Raw genomic sequence first — 16112 nt, forward strand, 5'->3', positions numbered from 1 at the left:
GCTCAGACCCGCAGCAGATGCACGTCCACCATCGGCCGCTTGCGCAGCCGGCGGCCGAGCGCCCGGCGCAGGATGGCACGGGCGGCCTCGCGCAGCGGGTCGTCGTCCCGCCGCAGGTTGAGCGGCAGTTCCTCCACGGCACGGGCCAGCTCGGCGGCGATCTGCCCCGGCGCCGCGTCGAGCTGCTCGAACAGACCGGGGGCGGAAACCTGCGGCTCCCCGCGCACCCGCCCTTCCCGGTCCACCGCCAGGGAGGCGACGATCACCCCGTTGAACAGCATCCGCCGCCGGGCCGAAAGTACCCCGCCCTCCAGCGGCAGGAGCCTGTCGCCGTCGATGGCCAGGCGGCCGGTGGGGACGGAATCCACCACATCCGGCTTGTTGCCGGACAGCTCCAGCACATCGCCGTCCTCGATCAGGATCGGCGTCGCCCCGATCGCACGCGCCAGCTCCGCATGCTGCTCCAGATGGCGCCACTCGCCATGCACAGGCACGGAGAAGCGCGGCCGCACCAGCTCGTAGAGGCGCTTCAGCTCCCCCTTCGCCGGATGGCCGGACACATGGACCTGCCGCTCATCGGCGGTCACCACCCGGCAGCCGGCCCGGCGGAGCTGATCCTGCACCCGGGCGATGGCGCGCTCGTTGCCGGGGATCTGGCGGGAGGAATAGATCACCGTATCCCCCTCCCCCAGCGAGATATTGGGATGGGTGTCGGCGGCGATCTTGGACAGCGCCGAGCGCGGCTCGCCCTGGCTGCCGGTGCAGATGATCAGCAGCTCCTCGTCCGGCAGGTAGCCGGCCTCGTCCTCGCTCAGGAAGGGCGGCGTGTCCTTCAGATAGCCGCACTCCCGCGCCGCCGCATCGGCATTGCGCAGCGAGCGCCCGAACAGCGCCACCTGCCGCCCATTGGCCCGCGCGGCATGGGCGATGCTTTCCACCCGCGCCACATTGGTGGCGAAGCAGGTCACGGCCACCCGGCCACGCAGCTCGCCGATCAGCGCCGTCAGCTCGCGGCGGACATCCGCCTCGCTGCCGGAATAGCCCTCGACCAGCGCATTGGTGCTGTCGCAGACCATGGCCAGCACGCCCTCACGCCCCAGGGCGGCGAAACCCTCCTCATCCGTGGGCAGGCCCAGGAGGGGGTTCGGGTCGAGCTTCCAGTCGCCCGTGTGCAGCACCGTACCGTATGGCGTGCGGATCGAGAGGGCCTGCGCCTCCGGCACCGAATGCGCGACCCGGAGGAAGCGCATGGCGAAGGGGCCCAGCTCCAGGCTGCCGCCGAGCGGGATGGTGTGCAACTCCGCCTGGTGCAGCAACCCGGCCTCCCCCAGCTTCCGGCGCAGCACGGCGGAGGCGAAGGGGCTGGCATAGATCGGGCATCGAAGCTGCGGCCAGAGCGGGGCCACGGCGCCGAGATGGTCCTCATGCGCATGGGTGATCACCAGCCCGACCAGCTTGTCGCGCCGCTCGGCCAGCCAGCCGGCATCGGGGACCATGACCTCGGCTTCCGGCGTGTCGGTGCCGCCGAAGCCGATGCCACAATCCACCGCGAGCAGAGCCCCGTCGCAGCGGTACACATTCAGGTTCAGGCCGATCTCCCCGGTCCCGCCAAGCGGGATCAGGGCGAGGCCGGAGGAGGATTCCGTCATTCTGTTCTCGTTCTGATAAGCATCTAATCGGGGTCCGGTTTCAGGGCGTCGGGCAAGCTGGTGCGGTGGAAGATGGGCGTGGGGTTACGATCCGCCAACAGCCGCAGACCCTCCAGGGTGATATCGGGGTCGGTCTTCTCGATCACCGCGGTACCCTCGGCGAAGAGCGGCGCCAGCCCGCCGGTGGCCACCACCTTCATGGGCGCGCCGAATTCCGCGCGGATCCGCTCCACGATCCCCTCGATCAGCCCGACATAGCCCCAGAAGATCCCGGACTGCATGGCTGGCACCGTGTCGCGCCCGATCACCGATTGCGGCCGGCCGATGCCGATCCGCGGCAGGCGGGCGGCGGCCCGGTGCAGCGCCTCGATCGACAGGCTGATGCCCGGAGCGATCACGCCGCCGAGATAGCTGCCCTTCCCATCCACGACATCGAAGGTGGTGGCGGTGCCGAAATCCACCACCACCAGCGGCCCGTGATAGTGGTGATGCGCCGCCAGGGCGTTCAGCAACCGGTCGGCGCCAACCTCCTTCGGGCGGTCCACCAGGATCTGGAAGCCCCAGTCCACCGCGGCCCGGGCCACCAGGGGCTCGCAGGAGAACCATTCCCGCGACAGGCGCCGCAGATTGTACAGGGCGGCCGGCACCACGGTGCCGATGGCGCAGCGGTCGATGGCCGAAGGGTTCAGCCCCACATGGCGGAACAGGGCCAGGAGCCAGACGGCGTATTCGTCGCTGGTCCGGTCGTCCCGCGTGGCGATGCGCCAGCGGCCACGCCATTCCCGGCCGTCATGAACCGCGAAGACGACATTGGTGTTGCCTGCATCGATGGCCAGCAACATGGATCTTGGCCTCCCTCAGCCCGCGAGTTCACCCGCGACAACGGTGTGAACACGTTCCTCCGTCGCTATCAGGAGAGCCCCGTCCTCGGCCAGCCCCTCGAAACGACCCGTTATCGATCCCTGCGGACGCCGCACCGTCAGGACGGCGCCGGGTGCCGGCCCGCGCGCCATCCAGGCGGCCCGGACAGGGCCGAAACCCTCCTCTGCCCGGCGCTGCCGCCAGTGGCTGAGACATTCCAGCAGCCGCCAGGCGAAAGTTTCCGGCCCCGGCGGAACCCCACAAACATCGGCGAGACATGTCACAGGCCGGTCAGGAAGCTGCGGCGCATAGGCGAGATTGACCCCGATCCCCAGCACGATCCACGGCATCCCTGCCGCGTCCAGGCCGGAATTCAGCAGGATGCCCGCGCATTTCGCGCCGTTCAGCAGCAGGTCGTTCGGCCATTTCACGGAGAGCGGCACGCCGGCAGGCAGGAAGCCTGCCAGGGCATCGGCCAGAGCCACCGCCGCCAGCAGCGAATACTGCGGCAACTGCCGTGGCGCCTCGCGCGGGCGCAGCAGGAGCGAGAGATGCAGGTTGCCGGACAGGGACTGCCATGCCCGGCCATACTGGCCTCGCCCCGCCGTCTGGCGCAGCGCCAGGGCGGCGGTTCCTTCAGGCTCGCCCGTGGACGCGAGGGCCAGCAGGTGGTCCTGCGTGCTGGAAAGGCTCTCATGCACCTGGAGCCGCCAGCCGAAGCCGGCGGCCCCGGGTGTCACCGGCTCACTCACCCGGCCAGGGCGGCGACGGCGGCCTGCGCCGCCGCGAGCAGCGGCGCGGCGAAGAAGACCAGCGCCACGTTCAGGATGCCCGCGCCGGCCAGCAGCACCGAGACGCCGGCCGCGCGCGGCTCCAGGGCCCCGGCCGCCTCGTCGAAATACATGACCTTGACGATGCGCAGGTAGTAATAGGCTGAGACCACCGAGGTCAGCACACCGATCACCGCCAGCGTCCAATGGCCCGCCTGGACCGCCGCCAGGAAGACGTAGAGCTTCGAGAAGAAGCCGGCCAGCGGCGGGATGCCAGCCATGGAGAACATGAAGATCGCCATGGCGAGCGCCATCGCCGGGTCCGTCTTGCCGAGACCCGCGAGGTCACCGATCCCCTCCACCGCGCGGCCATTGCGGCGCATGGAGACAAGCACGGCGAAGACGCCGATATTCATCACCAGGTAGATGGCCAGGTAGAAGAGCAGGCCGCGCACGCCGACCTCCGTGCCCACCGCCAAGCCCATCAGCGCGTAGCCGACATGGCCGATGGAGGAATAGGCCATCAGCCGCTTGATGTTGCGCTGCCCGATCGCGGCCAAGGAGCCCAGCAGCATGGACAGGATGGAGACCACCACCATCACCTGCCCCCACTGCGCCACCAGTTCGCCGAAGGGGCCGACCACCACGCGGGTGAGCAGCGCCATGGCCGCCACCTTCGGCGCGGAGGCGAAGAAGGCCGTCACCGGGGTCGGCGCGCCCTCATAGACATCCGGCGTCCACATGTGGAAGGGCACGGCCGAGACCTTGAAGGCCAGGGCGGCGATCACGAAGATCAGGCCGATCACCACGCCCGCCGAGACGCCCCCGCTGCTGCTCATCGCGGCGGCGATGCGGACGAAATTCGTGGTGCCGGTGAAGCCGTAGATCAGGCTCGCGCCATAGAGCAGCAGGCCGGAGGCCAGGGCGCCGAGCACGAAATACTTCAGCCCAGCCTCCGCCGAGCGGACATTGTCGCGGTCGAAGGCGGCCACGACGTAGAGCGAGAGCGAGAAGAGCTCCAACCCCAGATACAGCATCATCAGGTCGCTGGCCGCGAGCATGACCAGCATGCCCAGCGTCGCGGTCAGGATCAGGATCGGGAACTCGAAGCGGGCGATGCCCTCCTTCGCGTTCCAGTTCAGCGCCAGGATCATGGTCGCCAGGCTGCCCACCAGCACCAGCAGCTTGGTGAAGCGGGCGAAGGCATCGGAGACGTACTGGCCGAAGAAGCCCGTCCCGTCCGCTTGCCCGATCACCAGCGCCGCCGTGACCAGCAGGGCACCGATGCCGCCCATGGTGACGCCGAAGCTGGTGTCGCGCTTCGGCAGGACGCCGCAGACCAGCAGCACCAGGACCGAGACCGCCAGCACGATCTCCGGCAGCGAGAGGGTCCAGTTGATCGGGTTCATGCTGTCACATCCCGGCCAGGCGCGGCAGAGCCAGAGCGGCCTCGTGCCGCTCGATCAGCGCCGCCACGCTGGCCTCGAAGAACTGAAGGAAAGAGGACGGGTACACGCCGAGCCAGATCGTCAGCAGGATCAGCGGCGCGAAGGTCACATACTCGCGCGGGCTCAGGTCGAGCAGCGCGCGCAGGTCGTCGCGCGTGATGCGGCTGAAGATCACCCGGCGGTACAGGTACAGCATGTATCCCGCGCCCAGGATCATGCCGAGCGCGCCACCGAAGGCGGCCCAGGGATTCACCTTCCATGTGCCGACGAGCACCAGGAACTCGCCCGGGAAACCGGCCAGGCCGGGCAGCGCCACCGAACCCATGGTGAAGAACATGAAGACCAGCGCATAGGCCGGCATGATCTTCGCCACGCCGCCATAGCGCGCGATCTCCCGCGAATGCACGCGGTCATAGAGCACGCCGACGCAGAGGAAGAGCGCCCCCGACACCACACCGTGCGAGATCATCTGCAGCAGCGCGCCGGAGATGCCCTGCTGGTTGAAGGTGAAGAGGCCGAGCGTGACGATGCCCATATGCGCCACGGAGGAATAGGCGATCAGCTTCTTCATGTCCTCCTGCGCCATGGCGACGAGGCTGGTGTAGACCACCGCCACCACCGACAGCACGAAGATCAGCGGCGCGAAGAGCACCGCAGCTTCCGGGAAGAGCGGGATGGAGAAGCGGATGAAGCCGTAGGCCCCCATCTTCAGCAACACGCCCGCCAGGATCACCGAGCCCGCCGTCGGCGCCTCCACATGCGCGTCCGGCAGCCAGGTGTGCACCGGCCACATCGGCACCTTCACCGCGAAGGCGGCGAAGAAGGCCAGGAACATCCAGATCTGCGTCGAGCGCGGCAGGTTCAGCTGCATGATCGCGCCGATGTCGCTGCTGCCGGCATTGTACCAGAGCGCCAGGATGGCGAGCAGCATCAGCACGGAGCCGAGCAGCGTGTAGAGGAAGAGCTTGAAGGCCGCATAGACGCGGCGCGGACCGCCCCAGACCCCGATGATCAGGAACATCGGGATCAGCACGCCCTCGAAGAAGACATAGAAAAGGACGATGTCCAGCGCGCTGAACATGCCCACCATCATGGTCTCGAGCAGCAGGAAGGCGACCATGTACTCCCGCACCCGGTTCTGCACGGACTCCCAGGAGGCCAGGATGCAGAGCGGCGTCAGCACGGTGGAGAGCAGCACGAAGAGGACGGAGATGCCGTCCACCCCCATGTGATAGCCGAGGCCGAATTCCGGCAGCCAGCGGTGCTGCTCCTCGAACTGATAGGCCGCCGAGGCGGTATCGAAGCGGAACCAGAGCAGCAGCGACAGAGCCAGCACGATCAGGCTGGTCCAGAGCGCCGTCCAGCGGGCATTGGAGGCGACGACCGCTTCGTCGCCCCGCACGCACATGATGATCGCCGCCCCTGCCAGCGGCAGGAAGGTCAGCAGGGAAAGAAGGGGGAACCCGGCCGCGTTCACCGCATGACTCCCAGCAGGAAGATGGACACGAAGAGCGCGAGCCCGATGATCATGGCGAAGGCGTAGTTGGCGAGCTTGCCGGTCTGCATCTTCACCGCGCCGCGGGAAGCCTCGACCGTCAGGCTGGCCGCCCCATTGGGCATGCCGTCGATGATCTGCGCGTCACCCACCTTCCACAGGGTACGGGCCAGACGCTGGCAGGGACGCACGAAGAGGAAGTCGTACAGCTCGTCGAAGTACCACTTGTTCAGCAGGAACAGGTAGATCGGGCGGAAGGTGCTGGCCAGCTTGCCCGGCAGCGAAGGCACGAACATGTACATGACGTAGGCCAGGGCGATGCCGGAGAGGCCCATCACGGTCGGCGCCAGCGGCACCCATTCGGGCACCTCGTGCATCGCATGCATGATATGGTTGGTCTCGGCATTCACGATGGAGCCGTTCCAGAACTCCTCCCAGTGATGCCCGACCATCAGGTCGAAGAAGGCATAGCCGGTGAAGACCGCGCCGACCGCCAGCAGCACCAGCGGGATCAGCATCACCGGCGGGCTCTCATGCACATGCTCCATCACGTGATGGTCCGCCCGCGGCTTGCCGTGGAAGGTCAGGATCGTCAGGCGCCAGGAGTAGAAGGCCGTCAGGAAGGCGGCGATCATGGTCATGACGAAGCCGTACATGCCGATCGCGCTGCCCGAGGCGAAGGCCGCCTCCATGATCGCGTCCTTGGAGTAGTAGCCGGCGAAGAAGGGAATGCCGGCCAGCGCCAGGTTGCCGATCCAGAAGACCACATAGGTGACCGGGATCTTGGTCCAGATCCCGCCCATGCGGCGGATGTCCTGCTCGTCGGACATGGCGTGGATCACCGAGCCCGCGCTCAGGAAGAGCAGCGCCTTGAAGAAGGCATGGGTGAAGAGGTGGAAGATCGCCGCCTGATAGGCGCCCACGCCCACCGCCACGAACATGTAGCCGAGCTGCGAGCAGGTGGAGAAGGCGATCACCCTCTTGATGTCGTTCTGCACGCAGCCCACCGTCGCCGCGAAGAAGGCGGTGGTGGCGCCGATGAAGGTCACCAGCGTCAGCGCATGCGGCGCCAGCTCCATCAGCGGCGACATGCGCGCCATCAGGAAGACGCCGGCCGTCACCATGGTCGCCGCATGGATCAGCGCGGAAACCGGGGTCGGGCCCTCCATGGCGTCCGGCAGCCAGGTGTGCAGCACGAGCTGCGCCGACTTGCCGCAGGCGCCGGCGAAGAGCAGCACGCCGATCACCTCAATGGAGGAGAAGCCGAAGATGGTCTGCCCCTGCGCCTCCGGCAGCGCCGCGAAGATCTCGTTGAAGCCGAGTTCTCCGAAGGTCCAGAAGGTGAGCGCCATGCCCATCATGAAGAACAGGTCGCCCACACGGTTGACGATGAAGGCCTTCATCGCCGCGCGGTTCGCACTCTCGCGCTCGTAGTAGTAGCCGATCAGCAGATAGCTCGCGAGGCCCACGCCCTCCCAGCCGAAGAAGAGCTGGACGAGGTTGTCCGCCGTCACCAGCATCAGCATGGCGAAGGTGAAGAGCGAGAGATAGGCGAAGTACCGCGACGGCGTCTCGTCATGGGCCATGTAGCCCACGCTGTAGAGATGGATCAGCGTGGAGATCAGCGTGATCATCCCGACCATCATGGCCGAGAGCGTGTCGTAGCGGAGCGCCCAGTCCACGCTGAGCGAGCCGGCCTCGATGAAGTTGGTCACCACCACTGTGGCGGGCTGGCTGTGCAGTCCGACCTGCCAGAAGGCGGAAAGCCCGCAGACCGCAGCCAGCGCCATGCAGATCACGGTGGACCACTGGGCGGCCTTGTCGCCGATCCAGCGGCCCAGGAAGCCGGAGATAGCGGAGCCCAGCAGGGGGAAGAAGACAGCGCCGACGAACATGCCGCTCAACCCTTCAGGGTGGACACGTCTTCCACCTCGATGCTGCCACGGTTACGGAAATAGATGACGAGGATCGCAAGGCCGATCGCGGCCTCTGCCGCGGCCACCGTCAGGATGAACAGGGCGAAGACCTGCCCGGTCAGGTCGCCCAGGGCCGAGGAGAAGGCCACCATGTTGGTGTTGACCGAGAGCAGGATCAGCTCGATCGACATCAGCAGCACGATGACATTCTTCCGGTTCATGAAGATCCCGAAGATGCCGAGCAGGAAAAGGATCGCCCCTACCGCCAGGTAGTGGCCAAGCCCGATGGTGAGCATCAGTGGTGGCCCCCCCGTGGCCATGATCAGCGTGGTGGATCGCCTTGGGCTTGTCCTTCGGCTCCGGCGGCAGCGGCCGCAGGATGCCGATCTCGCCCAGCCCGGTGCCGCTCGGCACCTTCTGCATCTCCACCTTGCCCGCACGCGCGATCTGCTGGGCGATGTTCTGCCGGCGCGACGGCCCGGTCTTCTCGCGATGGGTCAGGACGATGGCCCCGATCATCGCGACCAGGAGGACCATGCCCGCCGCCTGGAACAGGAAGATGTAGTCCGTGTAGATCAGGTGCCCCAGCGCGTGGGTGTTGGTCATGTCGGACGGCACCGCGTTCATGCGCAGCGTCAGCGCCTCCGAGCTGAACTGCCAGCCGGCCAGGACCAGCAGCAGCTCCAGGAAGAGGATACCGCCGATGATCGCCCCGATCGGGGCGTAGCGCTGGAAGCCCTCCCGCATCCGGATGAAGTCCACATCCAGCATCATCACGACGAAGAGGAACAGCACCGCGACCGCGCCGACATAGACGATGACCAGGATCATCGCGAGGAACTCCGCCCCCGCGAGGAGGAAGAGCCCGGCGGCGTTGAAGAAGCCGAGGATGAGGTACAGCACGCTGTAGACGGGATTGCGGCTGGTCACCACCATCACGGCGGAGGCGATCAGCACCGCCGCGAAGGCGTAGAAGGCGAGAGCTGCGATCATCGGGCCAGGCAGTCCATGGGGCGTTCCATCTTCGTGAACCGGGGGCGCTTTGCGGCGCCCCCGGATGCGTTCTCAGCGATAGGGAGCGTCGAGCTCGAGCCTTGCGGCGAGCAGCGGTTCCCACCGGTCTCCGTTCGCGAGCAGCTTGTTCTTGTCATAGAGAAGCTCCTCCCGCGTTTCCGTGGCGAATTCGAGGTTCGGCCCCTCGACGATCGCATCCACCGGGCAGGCCTCCTCGCAGAGGCCGCAATAGATGCACTTCACCATGTCGATGTCGTAGCGCGTGGTGCGGCGGGACCCGTCCTCGCGCGGCTCGGCCTCGATGGTGATGGCCAGCGCCGGGCAGATCGCCTCGCAGAGCTTGCAGGCGATGCAGCGCTCCTCCCCGTTCGGATAGCGGCGCAGCGCGTGCTCGCCCTTGAAGCGGGGCGAGAGCGGCTGCCGCTCGAACGGGTAGTTCAGCGTGACCTTGGGCTTGAAGAAAGCCTTCAGCGTCAGCCACATGCCCTGCGCGATATCCACGAGCAGGTAGCCGCGCGCCAGGCTGTCGAGCGTCGCCATGATGCTATGCCTTTCCGGCCAGGGCCATGGTGGTGGCGAAAGAGGGGATGCGCATGTCGTCCGGGGCCCGCGTCATGCCGGCAGCCACCCGAAGGCCTTCAGCGCCACCGCGGTCAGCACCAGCCAGCCCAGGGTGAAGGGCAGGAAGACCTTCCAGCCCAGCCGCATCAGCTGGTCGTAGCGGTAGCGGGGGAAGGTCGCGCGGACCCAGAGGAAGACGAAGAGGCAGATCAGGATCTTCAGGATGAACCAGAGCGGCCCCGGGACCCAGTTCAGCGGCGCCACGTCCATCGGCGGGTACCAGCCACCCAGGAAGAGGATGGTGGTCAGCGCGGACATGAGGATCATGTTCGCGTATTCGCCGAGGAAGAAGAGCCCGAAGGTCATCGAGCTGTATTCGACGAAGAAGCCCGCCACCAGCTCGCTCTCGCCTTCCGGCAGGTCGAAGGGCGCGCGGTTCGTCTCGGCCAGGATCGAGATGAAGAAGATGATGAACATCGGGAAGAGCGGTATGGCGAACCACACATGCTCCTGCGCCCGCACGATGTCCGTCAGGTTCAGCGACCCCACGCACATCAGCACGGTCACGATGATGAGGCCCATCGAGACCTCGTAGGACACCATCTGCGCCGCCGAGCGCAGCGCGCCCAGGAAGGCGTATTTCGAGTTGGACGCCCAGCCGGCGATGATGATGCCATAGACGCCGAGGGAGGAGATGGCGAAGAGATAGAGCACGCCGACATTGATGTTGGCGATCGCCCAGCCATCGTTCACCGGAATCACCGCCCAGGCCAGCATGGCCAGGACGAAGGTGATCATCGGCGCCATGATGAACAGCACGCGCGACGCGCCGGTCGGGATGATGGTTTCCTTGGTCATCATCTTCAGCGCGTCGGCGAAGGGCTGCAGCAGGCCGAAGGGGCCGACCACGTTCGGCCCCCGGCGGTACTGCATGGCGGCCAGCACCTTGCGTTCCGCATAGGTGAGGTAGGCCACCGCGATCAGCAGCGGCACCAGCAGCGCCAGGGTCTGCGCCAGTGTCAGGGCCAGGATGCCCAGGGGTGAGGAAAGGAAGCTGTCCATCGCGCTCACTCCGCCGCCAGATGGGAGGCCAGGCGGGGTTCGGCCGCGGAGGCCCGGACCCGGCTGCACTCGGCCATCACCTCGCTCGCCCGGCTGATCGGATCGACGCGGTAGTAGTCCGTGATCGGCAGCACGAAGCCGGCCCCGCCCAGCGGCTGCCCGCCGGCCCGCGGCCCGTTGCTCTCGCGGCAGGACGGCGCATCCACCGCGTCCAGCCGCCCGAAGACCGGATTGGCCCGCACCAGCGCGGCGCGGATCGCATCCTCGTCGTCATAAGGCAGCGGCCGCCCGATGATCTCGCTGGCCGCGCGGATGATGCGCCAGTCCTCGCGCGCCTCGCCCGGGGCGAAGACGGCGCGGCGGGCACGCTGCACCCGGCCCTCCGTGTTCACGTAGGTGCCGTTCTTCTCCAGATAGGTCACGCCGGGCAGGATCACGTCGGCCCGCGCCGCGGCACGGTCGCCATGATGGCCCTGGTAGACCACGAAGGTTCCCGCGCCGATCAGCGCGGGGTCGAAGCTGTCGGCGCCGAGCAGCCAGAGCAGATCCACCCCGCCGCCGAGCATGGCGCCCAGATCCTTGCCCCCCTCGCCCGGCAGGAAGCCGAGATCAAGCGCGCCCACCTGGCCACCGAACTGATGCAGCAGGTTGAAGCCGTTCCAGTCCTCGCGCAGCGCGCCGACCCGGCCCGCCAGCGCCCAGGCGGCGGCCAGCACCGCCGCCCCGTCCGGACGCGCCAGCGCGCCACGGCCCAGGATGACCATCGGCTTCTTCGCCCCGCGCAGCGCCTGGGCGAAAGCCCCCTCGCCCACCTCGATGCCGGAGAGCAGATTCGGCCCGTCGCCCAGATGCTCGGCCGGATAGGTCAGGTCCAGCGCCTCGGGGCCGACATAGGCCACCCGAAGAGCCGTCTGGTTCCAGCGCTTCAGGATGCGGGCGTTGAGCACCGGCGCCTCCAGGCGCGGGTTGCTGCCCACGATCAGGATGGCATCGGCCTCGTCGATCCCGGCGATGGTCGAGTTGAACAGGTAGAAGGCGCGCCGCGAGGCGTCGATCGCCGCCCCGTCCTGGCGGCAGTCGAGGTTCCGCGAACCCAGCCGCTCCATCAGGTCGCGCAGCGCCAGCAGGCTCTCGGCATCCGCCATGTCGCCCGCCACAGCGCCGACGCGCTCGCCCGGCACGCCCTTCAGGCGGTCGGCGATGACCTCGAAGGCCTCGTGCCAGCTCGCCGGCTGCAGCCGCCCGTCGCGCTTCACCCAGGGGCGGTCCAGCCGCTTCCGCTTCAGCGCGTCATGCGAGAAGCGCGAGCGGTCGCCCAGCCACTCCTCGTTCACGTCGTCGTTGATGCGCGGCAGGATGCGCAGGATGTCCGGCCCGCGCGCATCCACGCGGATCGCGGCGCCCAGCGCGTCCATCACGTCCACGCTGTCGGTCTTGGTCAGTTCCCAGGGCCGTGCCGTGAAGGCATAGGGCCGGCTGGTCAGCGCGCCGACCGGGCAGATGTCGATCAGGTTGCCGGCCAGCTCCGTGGTCAGCGCCTTCTCGACATAGGTGCCGATCTGCATGCTCTCGCCACGGCCGGTGGCGCCCATCTCCTGCACCCCCGCCACCTCCGCCGAGAAGCGGACACAGCGGCTGCACAGGATGCAGCGGTTCATGATGGTCTTGATCAGCGGCCCGACATACTTGTCCTTCACCGCCCGCTTCGCCTCGCGGTAGCGGCTGTGGTCCATGCCATAGGCCACGGCCTGGTCCTGCAGGTCGCACTCGCCGCCCTGGTCGCAGATCGGGCAATCCAGCGGATGGTTGATCAGCAGGAATTCCATGACGTTCCGGCGCGCCTGGCGAACCAGGGCGCTGTCCGTCTTGATCACCATCCCATCCATCACCGGGAAGGCGCAGGAGGCCTGCGGCTTCGGCGACTTCTCCACCTCCACCAGGCACATGCGGCAATTGCCGGCGATGGAAAGCCGCTCGTGGTAGCAGAAGCGCGGGATCTCCTTGCCCGCGACCTCGCAGGCCTGCAGCGCGGTGGCGCCCGCAGGCACCTCCACCTGCTGACCGTCCACCGTGACCTTGACGGTCTTGATCTCGCTCATCGGATCACTCCGCCGCCAGGGGAATGGAGGGGGGCATTGAGGGCGCCGCGTGGCGCTGCTTGTACTCGGCGATGCGCGCTTCCATCACCGGGCGGTAGTGCCGGATCAGGCCCTGCACCGGCCAGACGCCGCCATCGGCGAGCGCGCAGATCGTGTGCCCCTCGATCTGCTTCGTCACCTGCTCCAGCACGTCGATCTCGTCGATCTCCGCGCGGCCCTGCACCATCCGCCACATCACCCGGTTCACCCAGCCCATGCCCTCGCGGCAGGGGGTGCACTGGCCGCAGCTCTCATGCTTGTAGAACTGCGACAGGCGGGCGATCGCCTTGATGATGTCGGTGGACTTGTCCATCACGATCACGCCCGCCGTGCCGAGGCCCGACTTGTGCTCGCGCAGTGCGTCGAAATCCATCAGCACGTCGTCGCAGATATGCTTGGGCAGCAGCGGCGTGGAGGAACCGCCGGGAATGACGCAGAGCAGGTTGTCCCAGCCCCCGCGCACGCCGCCGGCATAGCGCTCGATCAGCTCCCGCATCGGGATGCTCATCTCGGCCTCCACATTGCAGGGCTTGTTCACATGGCCCTGGATGCAGAAGACCTTGGTGCCCGAGTTCTTCGGCCGGCCGAAGCCGGCGAACCAGGCGCCGCCACGGCGCAGGATGGTCGGAACCACCGCGATGGTCTCGACGTTGTTCACCGTGGTGGGACAGCCATAAAGGCCGACCGCCGCCGGGAAAGGCGGCTTCAGCCGGGGCATGCCCTTCTTGCCCTCGAGGGATTCGATGAGCGCCGTCTCTTCGCCGCAGATATACGCACCCGCGCCGCGATGGAGGTAGAGGTCGAAGTCCCAGCCCGACCCGGCCGCGTTCGCGCCGAGCAGACCGGCCTCATAGGCCTCGTCGATCGCCGCCTGCAGGATGACGGCCTCGTTGTAGTACTCGCCGCGAATGTAGATATAGGCCGCATGCGCGCCCATCGCGAAGCTCGCGATCAGGCAGCCCTCGATCAGCGTCTGCGGGTCGTTGCGGACGATGTCGCGGTCCTTGCAGGTCCCGGGCTCGGACTCGTCGCAGTTCACGACGAGATAGGAGGGCCGCCCGTCCGGCGAGGACTTGGGCATGAAGCTCCACTTCATGCCGGTCGGGAAGCCCGCGCCGCCACGGCCGCGCAGGCCGGACTGCTTCATCTCCTCGATGATCCAGTCCCGGCCCTTGGCGATGATACCCGCCGTGCCGTCCCAGTTGCCCCGCCGCCGCGCTTCCTTGAGCTGCCAGGAATGCAGCCCGTAGAGGTTGGTGAAGATGCGGTCCTTGTCGCTCAGCGCCATGGTCTCACTCCTTCACCGGAAGGTCACGGCCATCGGCATCCACCATCGGGATGTCGAGCAGGGTCTCCGCCCCGCCCACCGGCGCGCTGCACACGCGCCCGATGGCGCTGCCCGCCGGCGGCCGCTCGCCGCGCTTCAGGGACTCGATGAGCTTCACCGTGCTCTCGTAGTCCAGGTCCTCGTAGTAGTCGTCATCCACCTGCAGCACCGGCGCGTTCACGCACCCGCCGAGGCACTCCACCTCGGTCAGCGTGAAGAGCCCGTCCGCGCTGGTGTCGCCATAGCCCTTGAGGTGCCCAGCATCCTTGCAGGCGCGCAGGACGTCGTCGGAACCGCGCAGCCAGCAGGGCGTCGTGCCGCAGACCTGCAGGTGGTAGCGCCCGATCGGCTTGGTGTTGAACATGAAATAGAAGCTGGCGACCTCGTAGACGCGGATCGGCGCCATGCCGAGCCGTTTCGCCACCTGGTCCATCGCCACGCGCGGCACCCAGGCGCTGCCCGTCTGCCGCCCCATCTGCCGCTGCACGACATAGAGCAGCGGGATGGTGGCGCTGGCCTCCTTCCCCGCCGGATAGCGCTTCAGGATCTTCTCGATCTGCGCCTCGCTCTCCGCGTCGAAGGCGAAGGAGGCAGGCTCGTGATGCGCCTCGGCCTTGCCGACGGCCTGGGTCGGACCCTCGTGCGCGTGGTCGCTCACCGGTCGATCTCCCCGAACACGACATCGATGCTGCCGATGATCGCCACGGCGTCGGCCAGCATGTGTCCCTTGGTCATGAGCTCCGTCGCCTGCAGATGGGCATAGCCCGGCGAGCGGATCTTGCAGCGGTACGGCTTGTTGGTGCCGTCGGCGACCAGATAGACCGCGAACTCGCCCTTCGGCGCCTCGACGGCCGTGTAGGTCGCGCCCTCCGGCACGTGATAGCCCTCGGTATAGAGCTTGAAGTGGTGGATCAGCGCCTCCATCGAGCGCTTCATCTCCGACCGCTTCGGCGGCGCGATCTTGTTGTCCTGCACCTTGACCGGGCCGGGCTTCATCTGCGCCAGGCACTGCTTGATGATCTTCACGCTCTCCCGCATCTCGGCGATGCGGACGAGGTAGCGGTCGTAGCAGTCGCCGTTGCGCCCGACCGGGATGTCGAAATCCATCCGGTCATAGACGTCATAGGGCTGCTGCTTGCGCAGGTCCCAGGCGCAGCCGGAGGCGCGCAGGCAGGGTCCGGAGAAGCCCCAGGCCATCGCCTCCTCCGGCGAGACGATGCCGATATCGACGGTGCGCTGCTTGATGATGCGGTTGCCCGTCACCAGCGTGTCCAGCTCGTCGATGAACTTCGGCAGCCCGTCGGCCCAGGCGGCGATCCGCTCCTCCAGCCCGGCCGGCAGGTCCTTCGCCACGCCGCCCGCGCGGAAGTAGTTCGCGTGGTAGTGGCTGCCGCTCACCGCCTCGTAGAATTCCAGCCCGCGGTCGCGCTGCTCGAAGCCCCAGAGCGGCGGCGTGGTGGCGCCGAGGTCCAGCGCGAAGGTGGTGACGTTCAGCAGGTGGTTCAGCAGCCGCGTGATCTCGCTGAACAGCACGCGGATATACTGCGCCCGCTCCGGCGCCTCGATGCCCAGCAGCCGCTCCGTCGCCAGGGCGAAGGCATGCTCCATGCACATCGGGCTCACATAGTCGAGCCGGTCGAAATACGGGTTCGCCTGGACGTAGGTCTTGTACTCGATCAGCTTCTCGGTGCCGCGATGCAGCAGCCCGATATGCGGGTCGGCACGTTCGACCTGCTCGCCCCTCATCTCCAGGATCAGGCGCAGCACGCCATGCGCGGCGGGATGCTGCGGGCCGAAATTGATGGTGTGGCTGTCCACCTCGATGGTGGTGCGGGTATTGCCCTGGTCGGCATCGCCCTCGGCGGGGCCGA

General features: G+C 67.5%; 13 protein-coding genes and 1 pseudogene. All 14 read right to left on the minus strand.

The annotated features are described in order from the left end of the window. Positions 1-2: 2 nt before the first annotated feature. The 14 genes and pseudogenes from MVG78_RS14935 to MVG78_RS15000 all read right to left on the minus strand — a co-directional run bounded on the left by MVG78_RS14935 (position 3) and on the right by MVG78_RS15000 (position 16065). Positions 3-1649: a ribonuclease J gene (locus tag MVG78_RS14935; protein ID WP_247552751.1), complete on the minus strand. Its 1647-nt coding sequence runs from the start codon at positions 1647-1649 to the stop codon at positions 3-5. Between the two features lie 23 nt (positions 1650-1672). After that, positions 1673-2491, minus strand: coding sequence for a type III pantothenate kinase (locus MVG78_RS14940; RefSeq protein ID WP_247552753.1), 819 nt, complete (start codon positions 2489-2491; stop codon positions 1673-1675). A 15-nt stretch (positions 2492-2506) separates the two neighbouring features. Then, a complete protein-coding gene (locus MVG78_RS14945; protein WP_247552755.1) occupies positions 2507-3250 on the minus strand; it encodes a biotin--[acetyl-CoA-carboxylase] ligase in 744 nt (247 codons plus the stop codon). Positions 3251-3258: 8 nt separating this feature from the next. Beyond that, entirely contained in the window at positions 3259-4680 is a 1422-nt protein-coding gene (gene nuoN, locus MVG78_RS14950; protein WP_428480818.1) for an NADH-quinone oxidoreductase subunit NuoN, read from the minus strand. A 13-nt stretch (positions 4681-4693) separates the two neighbouring features. Next, positions 4694-6205 carry an NADH-quinone oxidoreductase subunit M gene (locus tag MVG78_RS14955; protein ID WP_247552759.1) on the minus strand — a complete coding sequence of 504 codons (1512 nt, stop codon included), beginning with the start codon at positions 6203-6205 and terminating at the stop codon, positions 4694-4696. Then, positions 6202-8118 (minus strand): NADH-quinone oxidoreductase subunit L, encoded by a 1917-nt coding sequence (gene nuoL, locus MVG78_RS14960; RefSeq protein WP_247552761.1) that lies wholly within the window; start codon positions 8116-8118, stop codon positions 6202-6204. Before nuoL ends, MVG78_RS14955 begins: the two co-directional genes overlap by 4 nt. A gap of 5 nt (positions 8119-8123) precedes the next feature. Further along, entirely contained in the window at positions 8124-8435 is a 312-nt protein-coding gene (gene nuoK, locus MVG78_RS14965) for an NADH-quinone oxidoreductase subunit NuoK (protein ID WP_019460037.1), read from the minus strand. 73 nt (positions 8436-8508) lie between these two features. Beyond that, positions 8509-9132 (minus strand): annotated as a pseudogene (locus MVG78_RS14970) (NADH-quinone oxidoreductase subunit J); the annotation flags it as partial. A 72-nt stretch (positions 9133-9204) separates the two neighbouring features. Continuing rightward, positions 9205-9693: an NADH-quinone oxidoreductase subunit NuoI gene (gene nuoI / locus MVG78_RS14975; protein ID WP_019460035.1), complete on the minus strand. Its 489-nt coding sequence runs from the start codon at positions 9691-9693 to the stop codon at positions 9205-9207. A 72-nt stretch (positions 9694-9765) separates the two neighbouring features. Next, complete coding sequence (gene nuoH, locus MVG78_RS14980; RefSeq protein WP_247552763.1) at positions 9766-10776, minus strand: NADH-quinone oxidoreductase subunit NuoH; 1011 nt, start codon at positions 10774-10776, stop codon at positions 9766-9768. Positions 10777-10781: 5 nt separating this feature from the next. Then, positions 10782-12875: an NADH-quinone oxidoreductase subunit NuoG gene (gene nuoG / locus MVG78_RS14985; RefSeq protein ID WP_247552765.1), complete on the minus strand. Its 2094-nt coding sequence runs from the start codon at positions 12873-12875 to the stop codon at positions 10782-10784. Between the two features lie 4 nt (positions 12876-12879). Beyond that, positions 12880-14202, minus strand: coding sequence for an NADH-quinone oxidoreductase subunit NuoF (gene nuoF / locus MVG78_RS14990; protein WP_247552767.1), 1323 nt, complete (start codon positions 14200-14202; stop codon positions 12880-12882). A 4-nt stretch (positions 14203-14206) separates the two neighbouring features. Continuing rightward, a complete protein-coding gene (locus MVG78_RS14995) occupies positions 14207-14899 on the minus strand; it encodes a complex I 24 kDa subunit family protein (RefSeq protein ID WP_027280283.1) in 693 nt (230 codons plus the stop codon). Beyond that, a complete protein-coding gene (locus MVG78_RS15000; RefSeq protein ID WP_247560461.1) occupies positions 14896-16065 on the minus strand; it encodes an NADH-quinone oxidoreductase subunit D in 1170 nt (389 codons plus the stop codon). The genes MVG78_RS14995 and MVG78_RS15000 overlap by 4 nt, the downstream gene beginning before the upstream one ends. Positions 16066-16112: the final 47 nt, after the last annotated feature.

Origin of the sequence: Roseomonas gilardii subsp. gilardii, assembly GCF_023078375.1 — a bacterium.
GTDB lineage: Bacteria > Pseudomonadota > Alphaproteobacteria > Acetobacterales > Acetobacteraceae > Roseomonas > Roseomonas gilardii.